The sequence below is a fragment of the Streptomyces sp. NPDC046379 genome (genome assembly GCF_055587785.1).
Genome location: NZ_JBVJFP010000014.1, coordinates 195906 through 214022, shown reverse-complemented (window position 1 = coordinate 214022; position 18117 = coordinate 195906). Strand labels below are relative to the sequence as shown.

18 protein-coding genes and 2 pseudogenes are annotated in these 18117 nt (G+C 74.0%); 11 read left to right on the top strand and 9 right to left on the bottom strand.

Annotated elements, in window-relative coordinates:
• Window positions 1-2: 2 nt before the first annotated feature.
• A pseudogene (gene pcaC / locus ACZ6KF_RS24525) lies at window positions 3-425 on the bottom strand (4-carboxymuconolactone decarboxylase); the annotation flags it as partial.
• Here pcaC and ACZ6KF_RS24520 point away from each other — a divergent pair.
• Window positions 414-542 (top strand): annotated as a pseudogene (locus tag ACZ6KF_RS24520) (MarR family winged helix-turn-helix transcriptional regulator); the annotation flags it as partial. The pseudogenes pcaC and ACZ6KF_RS24520 sit on opposite strands and share 12 nt — an antisense overlap.
• Before the next feature lie 81 nt (window positions 543-623).
• On the opposite strand, the gene ACZ6KF_RS24515 reads toward ACZ6KF_RS24520, so the two are convergent.
• Entirely contained in the window at window positions 624-1595 is a 972-nt protein-coding gene (locus ACZ6KF_RS24515) for a DUF3048 domain-containing protein (RefSeq protein ID WP_469177561.1), read from the bottom strand.
• A 193-nt stretch (window positions 1596-1788) separates the two neighbouring features.
• On the opposite strand from ACZ6KF_RS24515, the gene ACZ6KF_RS24510 reads away from it, so the two are divergent.
• On the top strand, window positions 1789-2979 hold the full coding sequence (locus ACZ6KF_RS24510) for a zinc-dependent alcohol dehydrogenase (protein ID WP_356634193.1): 1191 nt from the start codon (window positions 1789-1791) through the stop codon (window positions 2977-2979).
• Window positions 2980-3105: 126 nt separating this feature from the next.
• On the opposite strand, the gene ACZ6KF_RS24505 is transcribed toward ACZ6KF_RS24510, so the two are convergent.
• Window positions 3106-4176: an ATP-dependent DNA ligase gene (locus ACZ6KF_RS24505; RefSeq protein ID WP_469240332.1), complete on the bottom strand. Its 1071-nt coding sequence runs from the start codon at window positions 4174-4176 to the stop codon at window positions 3106-3108.
• Between the two features lie 74 nt (window positions 4177-4250).
• Between ACZ6KF_RS24505 and ligD the strand changes: the two genes are divergently transcribed.
• Window positions 4251-5282 (top strand): non-homologous end-joining DNA ligase, encoded by a 1032-nt coding sequence (gene ligD / locus ACZ6KF_RS24500; RefSeq protein ID WP_469159710.1) that lies wholly within the window; start codon window positions 4251-4253, stop codon window positions 5280-5282.
• A gap of 72 nt (window positions 5283-5354) precedes the next feature.
• A complete protein-coding gene (locus ACZ6KF_RS24495; protein WP_356634187.1) occupies window positions 5355-6392 on the top strand; it encodes a LacI family DNA-binding transcriptional regulator in 1038 nt (345 codons plus the stop codon).
• A gap of 15 nt (window positions 6393-6407) precedes the next feature.
• Here ACZ6KF_RS24495 and ACZ6KF_RS24490 read toward each other — a convergent pair whose 3' ends face one another.
• Window positions 6408-7199 carry a VOC family protein gene (locus ACZ6KF_RS24490; RefSeq protein ID WP_356634185.1) on the bottom strand — a complete coding sequence of 264 codons (792 nt, stop codon included), beginning with the start codon at window positions 7197-7199 and terminating at the stop codon, window positions 6408-6410.
• Window positions 7200-7391: 192 nt separating this feature from the next.
• On the opposite strand from ACZ6KF_RS24490, the gene ACZ6KF_RS24485 reads away from it, so the two are divergent.
• Entirely contained in the window at window positions 7392-7637 is a 246-nt protein-coding gene (locus ACZ6KF_RS24485; protein WP_469177557.1) for a WhiB family transcriptional regulator, read from the top strand.
• Between the two features lie 31 nt (window positions 7638-7668).
• Here the strand turns inward: ACZ6KF_RS24485 and ACZ6KF_RS24480 are convergent, their stop codons facing one another.
• The 4 genes from ACZ6KF_RS24480 to ssgD form a co-directional block, all read right to left on the bottom strand.
• Window positions 7669-8643, bottom strand: coding sequence for an acyl-ACP desaturase (locus ACZ6KF_RS24480; protein WP_356634181.1), 975 nt, complete (start codon window positions 8641-8643; stop codon window positions 7669-7671).
• A 224-nt stretch (window positions 8644-8867) separates the two neighbouring features.
• Complete coding sequence (gene ddaH, locus ACZ6KF_RS24475; RefSeq protein WP_356634179.1) at window positions 8868-9644, bottom strand: dimethylargininase; 777 nt, start codon at window positions 9642-9644, stop codon at window positions 8868-8870.
• A 38-nt stretch (window positions 9645-9682) separates the two neighbouring features.
• Entirely contained in the window at window positions 9683-11314 is a 1632-nt protein-coding gene (locus ACZ6KF_RS24470) for an ABC-F family ATP-binding cassette domain-containing protein (protein WP_469240330.1), read from the bottom strand.
• A 345-nt stretch (window positions 11315-11659) separates the two neighbouring features.
• Window positions 11660-12073 (bottom strand): spore wall synthesis regulator SsgD, encoded by a 414-nt coding sequence (gene ssgD, locus ACZ6KF_RS24465; protein WP_356634175.1) that lies wholly within the window; start codon window positions 12071-12073, stop codon window positions 11660-11662.
• Window positions 12074-12314: 241 nt separating this feature from the next.
• On the opposite strand from ssgD, the gene ACZ6KF_RS24460 reads away from it, so the two are divergent.
• From ACZ6KF_RS24460 to mmpA, 3 genes are all read left to right on the top strand, one after another.
• Window positions 12315-12638, top strand: a complete 324-nt coding sequence (locus tag ACZ6KF_RS24460; RefSeq protein WP_356634173.1) for a plasmid stabilization protein — start codon at window positions 12315-12317, stop codon at window positions 12636-12638.
• Window positions 12639-12716: 78 nt separating this feature from the next.
• Window positions 12717-13412, top strand: a complete 696-nt coding sequence (locus tag ACZ6KF_RS24455; protein WP_469240327.1) for an endonuclease V — start codon at window positions 12717-12719, stop codon at window positions 13410-13412.
• Window positions 13413-13746: 334 nt separating this feature from the next.
• Entirely contained in the window at window positions 13747-13893 is a 147-nt protein-coding gene (mmpA, locus tag ACZ6KF_RS24450) for a morphogenic membrane protein MmpA (protein ID WP_356634169.1), read from the top strand.
• Window positions 13894-13915: 22 nt separating this feature from the next.
• On the opposite strand, the gene ACZ6KF_RS24445 is transcribed toward mmpA, so the two are convergent.
• Entirely contained in the window at window positions 13916-15106 is a 1191-nt protein-coding gene (locus ACZ6KF_RS24445; protein WP_469159707.1) for a saccharopine dehydrogenase family protein, read from the bottom strand.
• Between the two features lie 91 nt (window positions 15107-15197).
• Between ACZ6KF_RS24445 and ACZ6KF_RS24440 the strand changes: the two genes are divergently transcribed.
• The 3 genes from ACZ6KF_RS24440 (at window position 15198) to ACZ6KF_RS24430 (ending at window position 18075) form a co-directional block, all read left to right on the top strand.
• Window positions 15198-15587 (top strand): MmcQ/YjbR family DNA-binding protein, encoded by a 390-nt coding sequence (locus tag ACZ6KF_RS24440; protein WP_469240325.1) that lies wholly within the window; start codon window positions 15198-15200, stop codon window positions 15585-15587.
• 99 nt (window positions 15588-15686) lie between these two features.
• Window positions 15687-16826, top strand: coding sequence for a CaiB/BaiF CoA transferase family protein (locus ACZ6KF_RS24435; protein ID WP_469177553.1), 1140 nt, complete (start codon window positions 15687-15689; stop codon window positions 16824-16826).
• Window positions 16827-16860: 34 nt separating this feature from the next.
• Window positions 16861-18075 carry an acetyl-CoA C-acetyltransferase gene (locus ACZ6KF_RS24430; protein WP_356634161.1) on the top strand — a complete coding sequence of 405 codons (1215 nt, stop codon included), beginning with the start codon at window positions 16861-16863 and terminating at the stop codon, window positions 18073-18075.
• The last annotated feature ends 42 nt before the right edge of the window (window positions 18076-18117 follow it).

Sequence of the window (18117 nt, the reverse complement as noted above, 5' to 3'; positions counted from 1 at the left end):
GCTCACGGCCGGCCGTCGTTCTCCTGGGCCAGCACCCGCTGGGCCGCCGCGAACGCCGAGTTGGCCGCGGGCACCCCGCAGTACACGGCCGTCTGCAGCAGCACCGCGCCGATCTCCTCGGGGGTCAGCCCATTGCGGCGCGCCGCCCTGACGTGCATGGCCAGCTCCTCGTCGTGGCCGTGCGCCACCAGCGCGGTCAGCGTGATCATGCTGCGCTCGCGGCGGCTGAGCGTCGGGTCGGTCCAGATCTCGCCCCAGGCGTAGCGGGAGACGAAGTCCTGGAAACGGGCGGTGAAGGGCGTCTGCCGCGCCTGGGCCCGGTCCACGTGGGCGTCGCCGAGCACCTGCCGCCGTACCTCCATGCCCCGCCCCGCGGCCGGGCCGAAGTGGGCCCGCAGCGCGGCCAGCACGGCCTCCGGGCACTCTTCCTCGCCCCGCTCTCGGTGCCGGAGCAGGCCCAGTTCCTCCAGTTGCTGCGCCGGGTCGCGGACGCGGCCGAGGGGCTCCGCAACCCGGCCGAGCCCTTCGCCGTGCGGGGCTGACCGGCCCGGGGCGGACCGATCGGGGTGGCCGGCCACGGCGAACCCGCCCGGGGACGACCGTCCGGGGCCGTCCCGGCCGCCTCACCCGGCGTCGGCGAACACCACCCACACCTGCCCGTGGGCGAAGTCCAGCGGCGAGCCGTCCGGCGCCGTGAACCGCGTGCCGCCGTCCGCATCCGGTCGCTGCCAGCGGGCCTCGTACGTCCGCCCGTCCCGCAGCACCTCGGCCCTGCCCTCGCCCACCGTCTCCAGATACGGCGTGCGGTTGCCGAGCGAGTCGTGGTACTCCGACTCCCGCATCCGCACGTACTGCACGACGACCGTCCCCGCCGCCACCGGACCGGCGTCGGTGGTCTCCGCGTCCGTGCCGTCCATCGCGACCCGGTAGCGCCCGTGGTCCGGCGACCAGGTGAAGGTGAAGCGGGCCGCCGGATAGCGCACCGTCCGCTCCGGCTCGGGCCTGCCGCCCGCGGGCGGGGGACCGAAGGTGAAGCCGGTGGTCAGCGCGGCCGGTCCGGGCACGGCGGGCAGCAGCCGGTCGGGGCGCACGTAGAGGTTGTGCGGCGAGGGCCGTTCGGCGGACCGCTCGAAGGCGCCGGACGTGCGGCCGGGCGGCTCGGCGCGCAGCGGCGCCCCGTCGATCAGCGGCAGCAGCTTGCGCTGCGCGCCCGAGAAGGCGAGGGTCGGCCGGTGGAACTGGCGCAGCAGCTCCAGGTCGGTCTCCCGGGCGCTGCGCACCGGTCCGACCGCGCCCGGCAGCCGGGTGCCGTACACCGCCATGAGCCGGCTCAGCCCGCCCTCGACCTGCTCGACGTAGACGAGGTCCGCTGCGTTCAGGCCGGTGTGCGGGCGGGCCCGGCGGACGTTGTCCAGCTTCACGGCGAGCACGGAGTGCGCGGTCCGCGCGGTCTCCCGCCGCTGGGCGTCGGGGGCCCGGCCGTCGTCGGCGGAGCCGCCGCCCGGGGTGCAGCCCGCCGTCAGGACGGCCGTCGTCGCGACGGCCAGCAGCGCCGCCGTCCTGGCGGCGCGCCGCACGCGCGCTCTTCGTCCCATGCCCACCGTCGCCACCCGTCCCGTCCGTGTCATCGATTGTGCGCTGATCACTTCATCGGTGGCCATACCCGAACAAAAAGGATTTCTCGCTTCGGGTGGGCCGATCGGCTCATCGGCGGTTCACGGAAAGCGGCCCGGGTACCCGGGCCGCACCGCCGACACGACCGGTACCCGACGGAGGGAGCACGGGACGATGAGGGCAGTGACGTGGCAGGGCAAGCGGGACGTGCGGGTGGAGAACGTGCCCGATCCACGGATCGAGGAACCCACCGACGCCGTCATCCGCGTCACCTCGACCGGGCTGTGCGGCTCCGACCTGCATCTGTACGAGGTGCTCACCCCGTTCATGACGCCGGGCGACATCCTCGGCCACGAACCCATGGGCATCGTCGAGGAGGTCGGCGCGGGCGTGCCCGACCTCCAGGCCGGCGACCGGGTCGTGGTGCCGTTCCAGATCGCGTGCGGCAACTGCTGGATGTGCCTCAACTCGCTGCCGACGCAGTGCGAGACGACGCAGGTCACCGGCGAGGGCATGGGGGCCGCCCTGTTCGGCTACACCCGGCTGTACGGCGCGGTGCCCGGCGGCCAGGCCGAGTACCTGCGGGTGCCGCAGGCCCAGTACGGGCCGATCAAGCTCCCCGAGGGCCCGCCGGACGACCGCTTCCTCTACCTCTCCGACGTGCTGCCGACCGCCTGGCAGGCGGTCGCCTACGCCGACGTCCCGCAGGGCGGCAGCGTCGCCGTGCTCGGCCTCGGTCCGATCGGCGACATGGCCTGCCGGGTCGCCCAGGTGCGCGGCGCCGGCCGGGTGTTCGGCGTCGACCTGGTGCCGGAGCGGCTGCAGCGGGCGCGGGCGCGCGGAGTGGAGACCTTCGACCTGCGGTCCTTCGACAGCGAGAAGGAGCTGATCGCCGCCATCCGCGACCAGACCGACGGGCGCGGCCCCGACGCCGTGATCGACGCGGTGGGCACCGAGGCGCACGGCAGCGTCGCCGCCAAGTTCACCCAGCAGGCCGCCTCGATGCTGCCCCGCAAGCTGAGCGGCCCGCTCGCCGAGCGCTTCAGCGTCGACCGGCTCGCCGCCCTCTACACGGCCATCGAGCTGGTGCGGCGCGGCGGCACACTGTCCCTCGTCGGGGTGTACGGCGGCATGGCCGACCCGCTGCCGATGCTCACCATGTTCGACAAGCAGCTGCAGATCCGCATGGGCCAGGCCAACGTCCGCCGCTGGAGCGACGAGATCATCCCCTACCTCACCGACGAGGACCCGCTCGGCGTCGACGACTTCGCCACCCACCGGGTGCCGCTCGACGAGGCCCCGCGCGCGTACGAGATGTTCCAGCGCAAGCAGGACGGCGCGGTCAAGGTGATCATGCGGCCGTGAGCCGGGCGGACCCCGAGCCGGCCGGCCACGGGACGATACGGGGCCGGGTGCGCGGTCGGGGCCGGGCGTCCGGTCGGACGCGCCGAGGCGCCCCGCGGACCAGGGCCTGCCTTGGGAACGGGGGCGTCACCGCGGCGGGGCGAGGATCTCCGCCAGGTCGTAGCGCACCGGCTCCTGCAGCTGGGCGTACGTGCAGCTCTCCGGCGCACGGTCCGGCCGCCAGCGGCGGAAGCGGGCCGTGTGCCGGAACCGCGCCCCGTTCTCCATGTGGTCGTACGCCACCTCCGCGACCCGCTCCGGCCGCAGAGGCACCCACGACAGGTCCTTCTTGCCCGACCAGCGGCTCGGCGCGCCCGGCAGCCGCGCCGACTCGTGCGCCGCCTCCTCGGCCCACGCCGCCCACGGATGCCCCGCCACGTCCTCCATCCGCAGCGGCTCCAGTTCCTCCACCAGCTCCGCCCGCCGCTTCATCGGGAACGCGGCGGACACCCCGACGTGCTGCAGCCTGCCGCCCTCGTCGAACAGCCCGAGCAGCAGCGAGCCGACGACGGGGCCGCTCTTGTGCAGCCGGTACCCGGCGACCACGACGTCCGCCGTCCGCTCGTGCTTGACCTTGAACATGGCCCGTTCGTCCTGCCGGTAGCGCAGGTCGAGCGGCTTGGCGACCACCCCGTCGAGGCCGGCCCCCTCGTACTGCTCGAACCACCGCCGCGCCACCTCGACGTCGGTCGTCGCGGGCGCCACGTGCACCGGCGCCGTCACCCCCGCCAGCGCCCGCACCAGCAGCGCCCGCCGGTCGGTGAGCGGCACGTCCAGCAGCGGCTCGTCGTACAGCGCCAGCAGGTCGAAGGCGACGAAGGACGACGGCGTCCGCCCGGCCAGCGTCCGCACCCGGGACTCGGCCGGGTGGATCCGCTCGGTCAGCGCGTCGAAGTCCAGCCGTCCCTCCCGGGCGATCACGATCTCCCCGTCCAGCACGCACCGCTCGGGCACCCGCTCCTTCAGCGCCGCCACCAGCTCGGGAAAATACCTGGTCAGCGGCTTCGTGGTGCGGCTGCCCAGCTCCACCTCGTCCCCGTCCCGGAACACGATCGCCCGGAACCCGTCCCACTTGGCCTCGTAGTGCATGCCCGGCGGGATCTTCGCCACGGACTTGGCGAGCATCGGCTTGACGGGCGGCATCACCGGCAGATCCATGGCTCGATTCTGCGCCCGGTCCGTCCGCTTCGCCCGGTGTGCGAGGTGTGCCCGCCGCGCCTACCGTGGCTCGCATGGGTGACGCGGTGGAACTCGACGTGGGCGGGCGGACGGTACGGCTGTCCAGCCCGGACAAGGTGTTCTTCCCGGAACGCGGATTCACCAAGCTGGACCTCGCGCTCTACTACCGGGCCGTCGGCCCCGGCATCCTGCGCTCCCTGCGCGACCGGCCCACGACGCTGGAGCGCTACCCGGACGGCGTCACCGGCGAGTCCTTCTTCCAGAAGCGCGCCCCGAAGAACATGCCCGACTGGATCCCCACGGCGCACATCACCTTCCCCAGCGGACGCACCGCCGACGAGATGTGCCCGACCGAGGAGGGCGCCGTGGTGTGGGCCGCCCAGTACGGCACGCTGACCTTCCATCCGTGGCCGGTCCGCCGCGGCGACGTCGACAGCCCCGACGAACTGCGCATCGACCTCGACCCGCAGCCCGGCACCGACTACGACGACGCCGCCCGTGCCGCGCACGAACTGCGCGCCGTGCTGGAGGAGTTCGGCGGACTGCGCGGCTGGCCCAAAACCTCCGGCGGGCGCGGACTGCACGTCTTCGTGCCCATCGAGCCGCGCTGGACCTTCACCCAGGTCCGGCGCGCCGCCATCGCCGTGGGCCGCGAGATGGAGCGCCGGATGCCGGACCTGGTCACCATCAAGTGGTGGAAGGAGGAACGCGGTCGGAAGATCTTCCTGGACTACAACCAGACGGCCCGCGACCGGACCATCGCCTCCGCCTACTCCGTACGGCCCCGCCCGCACGCCCCCGTCTCCGCGCCGCTGCGCTGGGACGAGGTCGGCGTCGCCCACCCGCAGGACTTCGACCTGGCGACGATGCCGGGGCGCTTCGCCGAACTCGGCGACGTGCACGCCGACATGGACGACCACGCCTTCTCCCTCGACGCCCTGCTGGAGCTGGCCCGGCGCGACGAGCACGACCACGGCCTCGGGGATCTGCCGTATCCGCCCGAGTACCCGAAGATGCCGGGCGAGCCGACCCGGGTCCAGCCGAGCCGGGCCCGCAAGGGCGGGGCGCCCACCGAGGGGTCCTGAACGCCGGCTCCCCCCACCGCTCCTCCCGCCCGCGGCTATCCTGATCCGCAGCCGCCGATGAGGAGTCCCGAAGTGACCGAGGCAGTGTCGCGTCCCACGCTGGAGGCCGTGGCCGAGCGCGCGGGAGTGTCCCGGGCCACCGCGTCCCGGGTCGTCAACGGCGGGGACGGGGTGCGCGAGCCGCTGGCCCAGCGGGTGCGGCGCGCGGTCGAGGAACTCGGGTACGTCCCCAACCAGGCGGCGCGCAGTCTGGTCACCAGGCGGCACGACGCGGTCGCCGTGGTCATCGCCGAACCGGAGTCCAGGGTCTTCGCCGACCCGTTCTTCGGGCTCCAGCTGCGCGGCATCAGCAAGGAACTGACCGCCCACGACAACCAGTTGGTGCTGCTGCTGACCGAGGGCCGCGACGACCACGCCCGCGTCGGCCGCTACCTGGCCGGCGGGCACGTCGACGGGGTGCTGGTGTTCTCCCTGCACCTGGACGACGCACTGCCCGGACTGATCCGGGGCGCGGGACTGCCGACCGTGTTCGGCGGGCGGCCTGGCTGGGGCGACGGCCCCGGCGACGCGGTGTACGTCGACAGCGACAACCGGGGCGGGGCGCGCGCGGCGGTGCGCCATCTGGCGGGCCTCGGCCGCACCCGGATCGCGCACATCGCCGGGACCCTCGACCAGACCTCGGCGGTGGACCGGCTCGACGGCTACCGCGACGTCGTGGGCGACGCCGACCCGCAGCTGGTCGCCGAGGGCGACTTCACGCCCGCCGGCGGCGAGCGGGCGATGCGCGAACTGCTGCGGCGCCGCCCCGATCTCGACGCCGTCTTCGCGGCCAACGACCTGATGGCCTCGGGCGCGCTGCGGGTGCTGCGCGAGCACGGCCGCCGGGTGCCCGGCGACGTCGCCGTGATCGGCTTCGACGACATGGTCACCGTCGCCGAGCAGACCGACCCCCCGCTCACCACGGTCCGCCAGGACATCGAGGAGATGGGCCGGCTGATGGCCCGCCTGCTCCTGCGCCGCCTGGCCCGCCAGAGCCCCGCCGAGCCTCCTGAGCCCGCCGGGACGGGCGTGGTCCTGCCCACCACCCTGGTGCAGCGCTCCTCGGCGTAGGCCTGCCGGCGTCCCTCAGCCCTGCCCGGGTTCGCTGCGGATCACCGCGAAGCGGGCGCCGGACGGGTCGGCGAGGCGGGCGATGCGGCCCACGTCCGGGATGTCGGTCGGGGGCAGGTGGACCGTGCCGTGCAGCTCCCGTGCCAGAGCAACCGTCGCGTCCGGGTTCAGCACCTCGAAGTACGGCAGCCAGTGCGGTCCGGCCTCGGCCCCGGCGGGGTCGTCCGCGAACGGGACCAGGCCGCCGAACATGGCGTCCTCGCCGGCGCCGGCCGGATTGACGGTGGTGTAGGTGCCGCCGGGGAACGTCACGGCCGCCGTCTCCAGGCCCAGCGCCGCCTGGTAGAAGGCGGCCGCCGCCGCGACGTCCGGCGTGTACAGCTCGACCCAGCACAGCGCGCCCGGCTCCCGCAGCACGTCCAGGCCCTCCAGCCGGCCCGGCTGCCAGACCCCGAAGGCCGCACCGGCCGGGTCGGCCAGGACCGCCATACGGCCCCGGTCCAGCACGTCCACCGGCTCGACCGGGACACTGCCGTGCGCCCGCCGCACCGCCTCGGCCGTCCCCTGCGCGTCGGGGCTGCGGAAGTACACCGTCCAGGACGGCGAGCCCTGGTCCGGCGGCAGCCCCATGCCGCCCGCGGCCGTCCTGCCGTCCAGGTCGAAGAAGCCGTACCCGCCCGCCTGCGGCCCCGCCGACCGGAACCGCCAGCCGAACAGGGCGCCGTAGAAGGCGGTGGCGGCGTCGAGGTCGGAGGTGCCCAGGTCGATCCAGTTCGGGGCGCCGTCGGCGAAACGGGTGGTGAGCATCGTCGCCCTCCTCGGAAGCGGGCCGGTCTGCCTGCACTGCCGAGTCTCGCACCGCCCGCGGTCCCGCACACTTCCGCGCGCCGCCGTGCGCCGCACCGCACCGCCCGGGCATGATCGAGCGGCCGGGGGTCATCGACGGGCGTTGATCCCGCGTTGAGCGAACGTTTTTCGCCGCCCGGCACGATGTCGGACATGCACTTCGACACCCTCACCCCGGCCGACGCCCCTTGGCGGGCCCAGGCCCTGTGCGCCCAGACGGGGGCCGACTTCTTCTTCCCCGAGCCGGGCAGCTCCGTACGCGAGGCGAAGCGCATCTGCGCCCTGTGCGAGATGCGCCCCGCCTGCCTGGAGTACGCCCTGGAGAACGACGAGCGCTTCGGCGTCTGGGGCGGCCTGTCCGAGAAGGAACGCCTCCAGCTGCGCCGCGCCTCCCGCTGAGGTCACCGGGCCGCGGCCCCGCGACCCGGGGTCACAGCGCGGCGCGCGCCGCCATCCGCGCCTTGCGCGCGGCGAGCTTCTCGTCGAACTTCCGGGCCTCCGCGTCCAGGCCGCCCATGTACAGCCCCAGCTCCTCCTGGGCCTGCAGGCCCTCCGGGCCGAGACCGTCGATCTCCAGGACCTTCAGGTGGCGCAGGACCGGCTGGAGCACGTCGTCGTGGTGGATGCGCAGGTTGTAGACCTCGCCGATGGCCATCTGCGCGGCGGCCCGCTCGAAGCCGGGAATGCCGTGGCCGGGCATCCGGAAGTTGACCACCACGTCCCGCACCGCCTGCATCGTCAGGTCCGGCGCCAGCTCGAACGCCGCCTTGAGCAGGTTGCGGTAGAACACCATGTGCAGGTTCTCGTCGGTGGCGATGCGCGCCAGCATCCGGTCGCACACCGGGTCGCCCGACTGGTGGCCGGTGTTGCGGTGCGAGATGCGGGTGGCGAGCTCCTGGAAGGCGACGTAGGCGACCGAGTGCAGCATCGAGTGGCGGTTGTCCGACTCGAAGCCCTCGCTCATGTGGGACATCCGGAACTGCTCCAGCTTGTCCGGGTCCACCGCGCGCGAGGTGAGCAGGTAGTCGCGCATCACGATGCCGTGCCGGCCCTCCTCCGCGGTCCAGCGGTGCACCCAGGTGCCCCAGGCGCCGTCGCGGCCGAAGAGGCTGGCGATCTCGTGGTGGTAGCTGGGCAGGTTGTCCTCGGTGAGGAGATTGACCACGAGCGCGATGCGGCCGATCTCGGTGACCTTGGACTGCTCCTTCTCCCAGGCCTCGCCGTCCTCGAAGAAACCGGGGAAGTTGCGGCCGTCGGTCCAGGGAACGTACTCGTGCGGCATCCAGTCCTTGGCGACCTTCAGATGCCGGTTGAGTTCGTTCTCGACCACTTCCTCCAGGGCGTACAGCAGCCGCGCGTCGGTCCAGGCGGAAGAGCTGCCGAGGTGAGGAGAGGTGATCGTCACAGATACTCCAGTGGGACGTGGGACTACGTCGAACAGTCCGGCGGGAGGCGCCGGGAACCTACGGGATCGTAGGCTACGAACCCGTAGGTTACGTTGCCGTAGGTTAAGTGCGCTGTAAAGGACCTTGCCCGAGTCGTCGACCGGGTTTCCCCCACGCGCGCGGGTATGCCGAAAATCCCCGGGGCACGCAGGTCCCGGGGCTTCGACGCATCGGTTTCACCCGGTCAGGCGTACAGCTCCCGCAGCCGCACCGAGAGACATGTCACACAGCCTTCCAGCTTCTCGAACTCGCTGATGTCGACGACGACCGGCTCGTAGCCGAGGTCGGCGAACAGTTCCGCCGTCTTCGGCGCGCTCGCCGCCATCAGCAGCTTGTCGCCGCCGAGCAGCACCACATGGGCCCCGGACTCCTCCGGCACCGGCAGGAAACGGCCGAAGAGCGACGGCGTGTCCGTCAGCGGGACGTGCCCGATCACCGTCCCGTCGGGCAGCGCCGTGACCGCCGACTTCAGATGCAGCACCCTGCTCACCGGCACGGCCACCACCCGCGCCCCGAGCGGTTCGAAGGCCGCCCGCACCTGCTGCACGCCGGCCGCGTTGGTGCGCCCGCCGCGGCCGACGTACACCGTGTCGCCGACCTTCAGCACGTCGCCGCCGTCGAGGGTGCCCGGCTCCCAGATCCAGTTGACCGAGCAGCCGAGGGACGCCACCGCCTCCTCCACGCCCGCCGTCTCCGCGCGCCGCGCCTCGGCGCCCGGGCGGGCGATCAGTGCGACGTTGCGGTACACGACCACCGTGTCCTCCACGAACACGGCGTCCGGGCAGTCGTCGGCCGGCTCGACCTCGACGGTCTGCCAGCCGTGGTCGGCCAAGGCCCCGACGTACGCCTCCCACTGCTCCCGCGCGAGGCCGGCGTCCACCTCCGTCCGCTCGACGTGGGTGACGAGTCCTTCGGCCAGTCGGGGGCCGGGACGGCGGACCAGGGCCTTCTTGCTGGGCACGAGTGGGTCTCCGTATCGCATCGGTCGTCGGGCGGGTCCTACGCGGGACCATTCTCGGACAGAATCGCTCCTTCCGCTTCGGTCAGGCGCCCGTCCTCCAGCAGCAGCCACCGGGTGATGCCGATCGACTCCAGGAACGTCAGGTCGTGGCCGGCCACGATCAGCGCCCCCTCGTACGACTCCAGGGCCGTGGTGAGCTGCCGGACGCTCGCCATGTCGAGGTTGTTCGTCGGCTCGTCCAGCATCAGCAGCTGCGGGGCGGGCTCGGCCAGCATCAGCGCGGCCAGCGCCGCCCGGAACCGCTCGCCGCCCGACAGCGTCGCCGCCCTCTGGTCGGCCCGCGCGCCCCGGAACAGGAAGCGGGCCAGCCGCGCCCGGATCCGGTTGTCGGTGGCTCCCGGCGCGAACCGGGCGACGTTCTCGGCGACCGTGAGCCCGTCGTCCAGCACGTCGAGGCGCTGCGGCAGGAACCGCAGCGGCACATGCGCCGTCGCCTCGCCCGCCACCGGCGCCAGCTCACCGGCCACGGTGCGCAGCAGCGTCGTCTTGCCGGCGCCGTTGCGCCCGATCAGCGCGATCCGCTCGGGCCCGTGCACATCGAGGCCGCCCTCCACGCGTGCCCCGTGGGCCAGTTCGAGGTCGCGCAGGGTGAGCACGGTCCGGCCCGCGGGGACGGCGGTGTGCGGCAGGTCGACGCGGATCTCGTCGTCGTCCCGTACGGCCTGCGCCGCCTCGTCGAGCCGCTCGCGGGCCTCGGCGAGCTTCTCCTCGTGCAGGATGCGGTGCTTGCCCGCGGACTCCTGGGCCGCGCGTTTGCGGGCGCCCATGACGATCTTCGGCTCCCGTTTCTGGTCCCACATCTTCTGGCCGTACCGCCTGCGGCGGGCCAGTTTGACCTGGGCCTCGGTCAACTCGCGCTTCTGCTTGCGCAGATCGCCCTCGGCGGCGCGCACCATGCGTTCCGCCGCCTCCTGTTCGACGGCCAGGGCCTCCTCGTACGCCGAGAAGTTGCCGCCGTACCAGGCGATCGAGCCGGAGCGCAGTTCGGCGATCTGGTCGACCCGCTCCAGGAGTTCACGGTCGTGGCTGACCACGATCAGCACGCCGGGCCAGGACTCCACGGCCGCGTACAGCCGCCGGCGGGCGTACAGGTCGAGGTTGTTGGTGGGCTCGTCCAGCAGCAGCACGTCCGGGCGGGCGAGCAGCAGCGCCGCGAGCCGCAGCAGCACCGACTCGCCGCCCGACACCTCGCCGACCGTGCGGTCCAGCGTGACGTGGCCGAGGCCGAGTTCGCCGAGGGTGGCCAGGGCGCGCTCCTCCACGTCCCAGTCGTCGCCGACGGTCTCGAAGTGCTCCACGGACGCGTCGCCCGCCTCGATGGCGTGCAGCGCCGCCCGCCGGCCCGCGATGCCGAGCGCCTCGTCGACCCGCAGGGCGGTGTCCTGGGTGACGTTCTGCGGGAGGTAACCGATCTCGCCGGTGACGCGCACGGCGCCGTCGGCCGGGACGAGTTCCCCGGCGATCAGCTTCAACAGGGTCGACTTCCCGCTGCCGTTGACGCCGACGAGGCCCGTCCGGCCGGGGCCGAACGAGGTGTCGAGGTCCTCGAAGACGGGGGTGCCGTCGGACCAGGCGAAGGAGAGGGAGGTGCAGGTGACAAAGGTATGCATACGGGCCTCGCGGTTGCGTGATGCGGTCAGGGGCAACGCGTGTCGAGACACCGAGGGGCGGCGACCGGGCGGGGGAGGCGTCGTCCGCTCACGGGAGGCGGCTGCTCACCGGGGACAGCCGGTCATCACGGAGGACGGCTGCTCACGGAGGACGGCGAACGCCGAGGTCGCACGCGACGTCCGCACCGGGGCCCGGACGAGGGCGGTGGCGGTGGGACGCGGTGTCTCAGGACCTCAGACGAGCAACGTCCTTCTCCAATCGACGGCAGCAGAAGCCCTTACACCGTAGGAGGACGCGTTCGCGGGCGTCAAAGCATTTACGAGCCCCGGGGGCGCTGGCCGGATCTACGCGTCCCGCATCAGTTCGGCCAGGTCGCGGTCCAGGTCGAGGTGGGCGTGCTCCAGGCCGTCCGGCACCAGGTCCCGGGTCGCCGCGAGGAACCGGCGCAGCTCGCCCGAGCGGACGTGCACGACGGCGGTGCCCTCGGGGGCGTGGAACTCCAGGACGGTGCGGTCGTAGCCGTACGGCCGCACCCGGACGTCGCCGTGCCCCTCGGCCTCGTGCAGGCCGGCCGCGAGCAGCTCGCGGGAGAAGGTCCAGCAGACCTCCTCGTCCTCCAGCGTCGCCTGGGCGGGGAAGGTCATGCGGATGGCGAAGGGGTCGCTCAGGTCGTAGCGCAGGGTGGCCGGGATGGTCTGCATCCGCGGTGCGGCGGCGACGAGTCGTGCCTCGACGGGCTGCTCGATGACGGTGGACAACCTTGGCTCCCTCGTTGACGGCTGGGACGGACTTCGTACGGGACGCGGCCGGGCACTGGGAGAGACGACGGAACCGGCCCCTTCGTGCACCTCCGCAGCGGGTGACCTACGTCACCGTGCCTCACACACCCCGGCAGCGGATCCCCGCGCGGCCCGACGGACCGGCCGGCCGCGCCCGGTGTGCCGTGACGGCGCACGATGGGGGTACCCGTTCACGGAACGTGAGAGGAAGTGACCGGAGATGCCACGCGGTTCCAGCCCCAAGCGGGAACGCCAGTACGAGCACATCAAGGAGAGCGCCGAGGACCGGGGCGAGAGCCCGGGGCGCGCCAAGGAGATCGCGGCGCGCACGGTGAACAAGGAACGCGCCCGGTCGGGTGAGGCGAAGACCTCGAGCCGCACCTCGACCAAGGACGAGTCGTCCGGCGAGCGGGGCGGCCGGCGCTCGGGCCGGGGCTCCCAGGGGCCCACCTACGACCAGCTCTACGAAGAGGCCAAACGGCGTGGCGTCCACGGCCGTTCGGACATGAACAAGGCACAGCTGCAGCGCGCGCTGGACAAGTGACCGCAGGGCCGGGCGCGGGCGGCCGTTCCGCACCCGGCCGAGCGGCGGCCCGGGGGCGCGTCCTACGCTCGTCCCACCATGACGACCGAACGCGCTACCGCGGGCCCGCCGCCCGCGACCGAGGAACAGGCCCGCGCCGTGCAGGACGAGCTGCGCAAGCGGGTGGTGCTCGACGAACCCGGCCCGCCGCCCGGCAGCGGCCGGGTGACCGGCGTCGACGTCGCCTATGACGACGAACGGGACGTGGTGGCCGCCGCGGCCGTGGTCCTGGACGCGGCGACCCTCGACGTCGTCGCCGAGGCCACCGCCGTCGGGCGGGTCGCCTTCCCCTACGTCCCCGGCCTGCTGGCGTTCCGCGAGATCCCCACGGTGCTCGACGCCCTCGACGCCCTGCCGGTCCCGCCCGGCCTGGTCGTCTGCGACGGCTACGGCCTCGCCCACCCGCGCCGCTTCGGCCTCGCCAGCCACCTCGGCGTCCTCACCGGCCTGCCCACCATCGGCGTCGCCAAGAACCCCTTCGTCTTCTCGTACGACGACCCGGACGTCCCGCGCGGCTCGTGCTCCCCCCTGCTGGACGGCACGGAGGAGGTCGGCCGCGCCCTGCGCACCCGAGAGGGCGTCAAACCGGTGTTCGTCTCCGTCGGCCACCGCATCACGCTCGACACGGCGTGCGCCCACGTCCTGCGCCTCACCCCGCGCTTCCGCCTCCCGGAGACGACCCGCCGCGCCGACGCCCTGTGCCGCGGCGCGCTGCGGGAGCACACGGGGCGATGAGCGGGCGGGCCGGGCACGCGCGTCGTCGTCGGAGGTCCTGGTCCGGGCGGCGCCGCACTGCCGGCCACCGGCCCGTGCCGCGGTCGCCCGGGGCGAGCCGCTGCCGCGGCCGCGCGGGGCGGGTGCGCCGGCCGGGCGCAGCCGAGGGCCTCGTCGGTCGCGCGGTGCGGCCATCGCCCGGGGCGGCGAGCCCGTACCCCGTTCGCCCCGGCCCGGTCCGACGGCCGGCCGTCCGGGAAGCGCCCCCCGGGCACGCGCGCCCCGGCGTTCTGAGTACGTCACCTGAGTAGCCGCACGGATGCCGGCGCCCCGCCCCGGTCGGCAGGCTGGGCGCATGACGACGCGCCGCGCACCCGAGTCCCTCGCCCCGCCGAACCGGCCCGTGGAGCGCGCCGTCGTCCTGGGGCTGGCGCTGGCCGCCCTGGCGGCGCTGGGCTGGATCGGCGGGATGGTCTACACACTGGCCGACTGGTCGATGTGAGCCTCCTGGCGGGCCCGTGCGCTCAGCGGGTGGCCGCCACCCGGAACACGATGCCCGCCCGGCGCAGCCGCCCGGTGAGCGCGTCGCCCATGGCCTGCGCCGTGGTGACCTGGCCGGCGGTCGGCGGGAGGTCGTCGAAGGCCAGCGACAGCGCCGACTCGGCGAACATCTTCGCCGTCTCGCCGTACCCCGGATCGCCGCCCGCCACCTCCGTGTACACCCGGCGCCCGCCGCCCTCGCCGACGAACCGCACCCGGAACCAGCTGCGCGCCCGCTTCTCCTCGCCCGGGCCCTCGCCGGGCTTCAGCCGCGCCGACAACCACCCGCGCACCGGCGGCAGTTGCGCCGCCGCGATCAGCGCGCCGACGCCCGCGGCCCCGCCGATCGCCACCGGCAGCCGGCGTACGGCCGCGTAGTGCCGGTAGCGGAAGTCGGGGCCGTAGCGCTGCAGCGCCCGCGCCGAGCGGCGCACGATCTGCGGGTCGACGGTCGGCAGCGGCAGCGCCCACGCGCCGACCTCCGGGGCGAACCGCGGCGTCCCGGCCGGCGTCGTCGCCCGGCGCCCCACCAGCCGCGGTTCGTGCCGCCGCCGCTCGCGCGCGGCGGACGCCAGGTGCGGCACGCGCGCGAACTGGTTGAGCGCGGAGGCGAGCGTCCCGCCCGACAGCGCCCCCTCGGCCGTCACGAACCCGTCCACCCGCAGCGGCACCCCCTCCGGCAGCTGCCGCACCGTGAAGTGCACGCCCAGGTCGTGCGGCACCGAGTCGAAGCCGCAGGCGTGCACCAGCCGGGCGCCGGTCTCCCGCGCGCGGGCGTCGTGACGCACGTACGTCAGGTCCACGAACTCCGGCTCGCCCGTCAGGTCGAGATAGTCCGTCCCCGCGTCCGCGCAGGCGGCCACCAGTTCCTCGCCGTACGTCACATAGGGGCCGACCGTCGTCGCCACCACGCGCGCCCGCTCGGCGAGCCGGCGCAGTGAGGCCGGGTCGCCGACGTCGGCGCGCAGCACGCCGATCTCCGTGCCGCCGGGCGTCCCCTCCCGCAGCCGCTCGCGCAGCCGCGCCAGTTTCAGCTCGCTGCGGCCGGCCAGCGCCCAGCGCAGGTCCCTCGGCGCGTGGGCGGCGAGATACTCCGCGGTCAGTGTGCCGACGAAGCCCGTGGCCCCGAAGAGCACGATGTCGTACGGACGCTCCGCCCGTTTCAGCCTGCTCATGACATTCCTCGCTCCCGCAGCCCGCGCGGCTGTCGGTGGCCGAGGCTAGCGTGAGGAGGGCGGAGCCCGAAGACGAGCCCGGAGGTGAACGGTGGCGGCACCGAGGAACGCCCTGCGGAAATGGGAGAGGGTGAGGGCCTTCGCCCTGGGGCTGCCGGGCACGCGGGAGGAGTTCCCCTGGGGCGAGTCGGTCGCCAAGGTGAACGGGAAGGTCTTCGTGTTCCTCGGCGCGACCGACGGCAGCCATCCCCTCGGCGTCACCGTCAAGCTCACGGACGGCGACAGCCACGCCCACGCGCTCACCGCACCGGGCGCCGAGCCCGCCGGGTACGGGCTGGGCCGGGCCGGCTGGGTGGCCGTCCCGCTGGAGGGGAAGGGCGCGCCCTCGGCGGAGCTGTTCTGCGACTGGGTCGAGGACAGCTACCGCACGATCGCGCCGAAACGGCTGACGGCGGAACTGGACGCGCGAGTGGCACACTGAAACCGGCTAAGCGCTTGCTCGTCCGGGCCTTGTGCCGACTGGAACGTGTTCTTACCATCACTGGTGTTACATCGGTTGTGTCACAGCAAGGGGGCTGCGATGACCACGGCGACTTCGCCGCCGCACGGACCGCTCACCGGCGTGCGCGTGGTGGAGCTGGCCGGCATCGGACCGGGCCCCTTCGCCGCCATGCTCCTGGCCGACCTCGGCGCCGACGTCGTCCGCGTGGACCGCCCCGGCGGCCCCGGCCTCGGCATCGACCCGGCCGTCGACGTGACCAACCGCAACAAGCGCTCGGTCCTCGTCGACCTCAAGGCGCCCGACGGCCCCGCCCGCGTCCTCGACCTGGCAGCCCGCGCCGACATCCTGATCGAGGGCTACCGCCCCGGCGTCGCCGAACGCCTCGGCGTCGGCCCCGGCGCCTGCCACGCCCGCAACCCGCGCCTCGTCTACGGCCGGATGACCGGCTGGGGCCAGGACGGCCCCCTCGCCCCGCGCGCCGGCCACGACATCGGCTACCTCGCCGTCACCGGCGCCCTCGGCATGATCGGCCGCGACGGCGAGCCCCCGGCCGTCCCCGCCAACCTCCTCGGCGACTACGCGGGCGGCTCCCTCTACCTGGTCACCGGCGTCCTCGCCGCCCTGCACCACGCCCGCGCGACCGGCGCCGGGCAGGTCGTGGACGCGGCCATCGTGGACGGCGCCGCCCACCTGTCGGCGATGATCCACGGCATGCTCGCCGCCGGCGCCTGGCAGGACCGGCGCGGCGCCAACCTGCTCGACGGCGGCTGCCCGTTCTACGGGACCTACGAGACGGCGGACGGTCGGTACATGGCGGTGGGCGCGCTGGAGGAGCGGTTCTACGACGAGTTCGTCCGGCTGCTCGGCGTCGCGGACCAAGTCCCGGACCGGGCCGACGTCACGCGCTGGCCGGAGCTGCGGGAGACGGTCGCCGCCCGTTTCCGGACCCGTACCCGCGACGAGTGGACGGCCCTGTTCGAGGACTCCGACGCCTGCGTGGCCCCCGTCCTGTCACTGCGCGAGGCCCCCCACCACCCCCACCTCGCCGCCCGCGGCACCTTCGCCGACCACGCCGGCGTCACCCAGCCGGTCCCGGCCCCCCGCTTCTCCGCCACGCCCACCGCCGTCCGGCGCGGCCCCGCCCGGCCGGGCGCCGACACCTCCGACGTCGCCCGCGACTGGGACGTGCCGGCGCTCACGCGCCCTGCCCCCGCATGAGCCCTCGAAACCGCCCTCGTCGAAAGGCCTCCCCGTGACCACCGAAGCGTATGTGTACGACGCGATCCGCACCCCGCGCGGACGCGGCAAGGCGAACGGCGCCCTGCACGGCACCAAGCCCGTCGACCTCGTCGTCGGACTCATCCACGAGATCCGCGCCCGCTTCCCCGGCCTCGACCCGGCCGCCGTCGACGACATCGTGCTCGGCGTCGTCGGCCCCGTCGGCGACCAGGGCTCCGACATCGCCCGGATCGCCGCCGTCGCCGCCGGGCTGCCGGACACGGTCGCCGGCGTACAGGAGAACCGCTTCTGCGCCTCCGGTCTGGAGGCCGTCAACATGGCCGCCGCCAAGGTCCGTTCCGGCTGGGAGGACCTCGTCCTCGCGGGCGGCGTCGAGTCGATGTCCCGGGTGCCGATGGCCTCCGACGGCGGCGCCTGGTTCAACGACCCGATGACCAACCTCGCCACCAACTTCGTCCCCCAGGGCATCGGCGCCGACCTGATCGCCACCATCGAGGGCTTCTCCCGCCGGGACGTGGACGAATACGCCGCGCTCTCCCAGGAACGCGCCGCCACCGCCTGGAAGGACGGCCGCTTCGACCGCTCCGTCGTCCCCGTGCGGGACCGCAACGGGCTGGTCGTCCTCGACCGCGACGAGCACATGCGCCCCGGCACCACCGCCGACTCCCTCGCCGGGCTCAAGCCGTCGTTCGCGGACATCGGCGACCTCGGCGGCTTCGACGCCGTCGCGCTGCAGAAGTACCACTGGGTGGAGCGGATCGACCACGTCCACCACGCGGGCAACTCCTCCGGCATCGTCGACGGCGCCGCCCTCGTCGCCATCGGCTCCAGGGAGGCCGGCGAGCGGGCCGGGCTCACCCCCCGCGCGCGGATCGTCTCCGCCGCCGTCTCCGGCTCCGAGCCCACCATCATGCTCACCGGCCCCGCCCCGGCCACCCGCAAGGCACTCGCCAAGGCCGGGCTGACCATCGACGACATCGACCTCGTGGAGATCAACGAGGCCTTCGCCGCCGTCGTGCTGCGCTTCGTCAAGGACATGGGCCTGTCCCTGGACAAGGTCAACGTCAACGGCGGCGCCATCGCCCTCGGCCACCCGCTCGGCGCGACCGGCGCGATGATCCTCGGCACCCTCGTGGACGAACTCGAACGCCAGGACAAGCGCTACGGCCTGGCCACGCTGTGCGTCGGCGGCGGCATGGGCATCGCGACGATCGTCGAGCGCATCTGACCCCCTCCCAGCGACCGCCCGCGACTTCTACGACGGAGACCC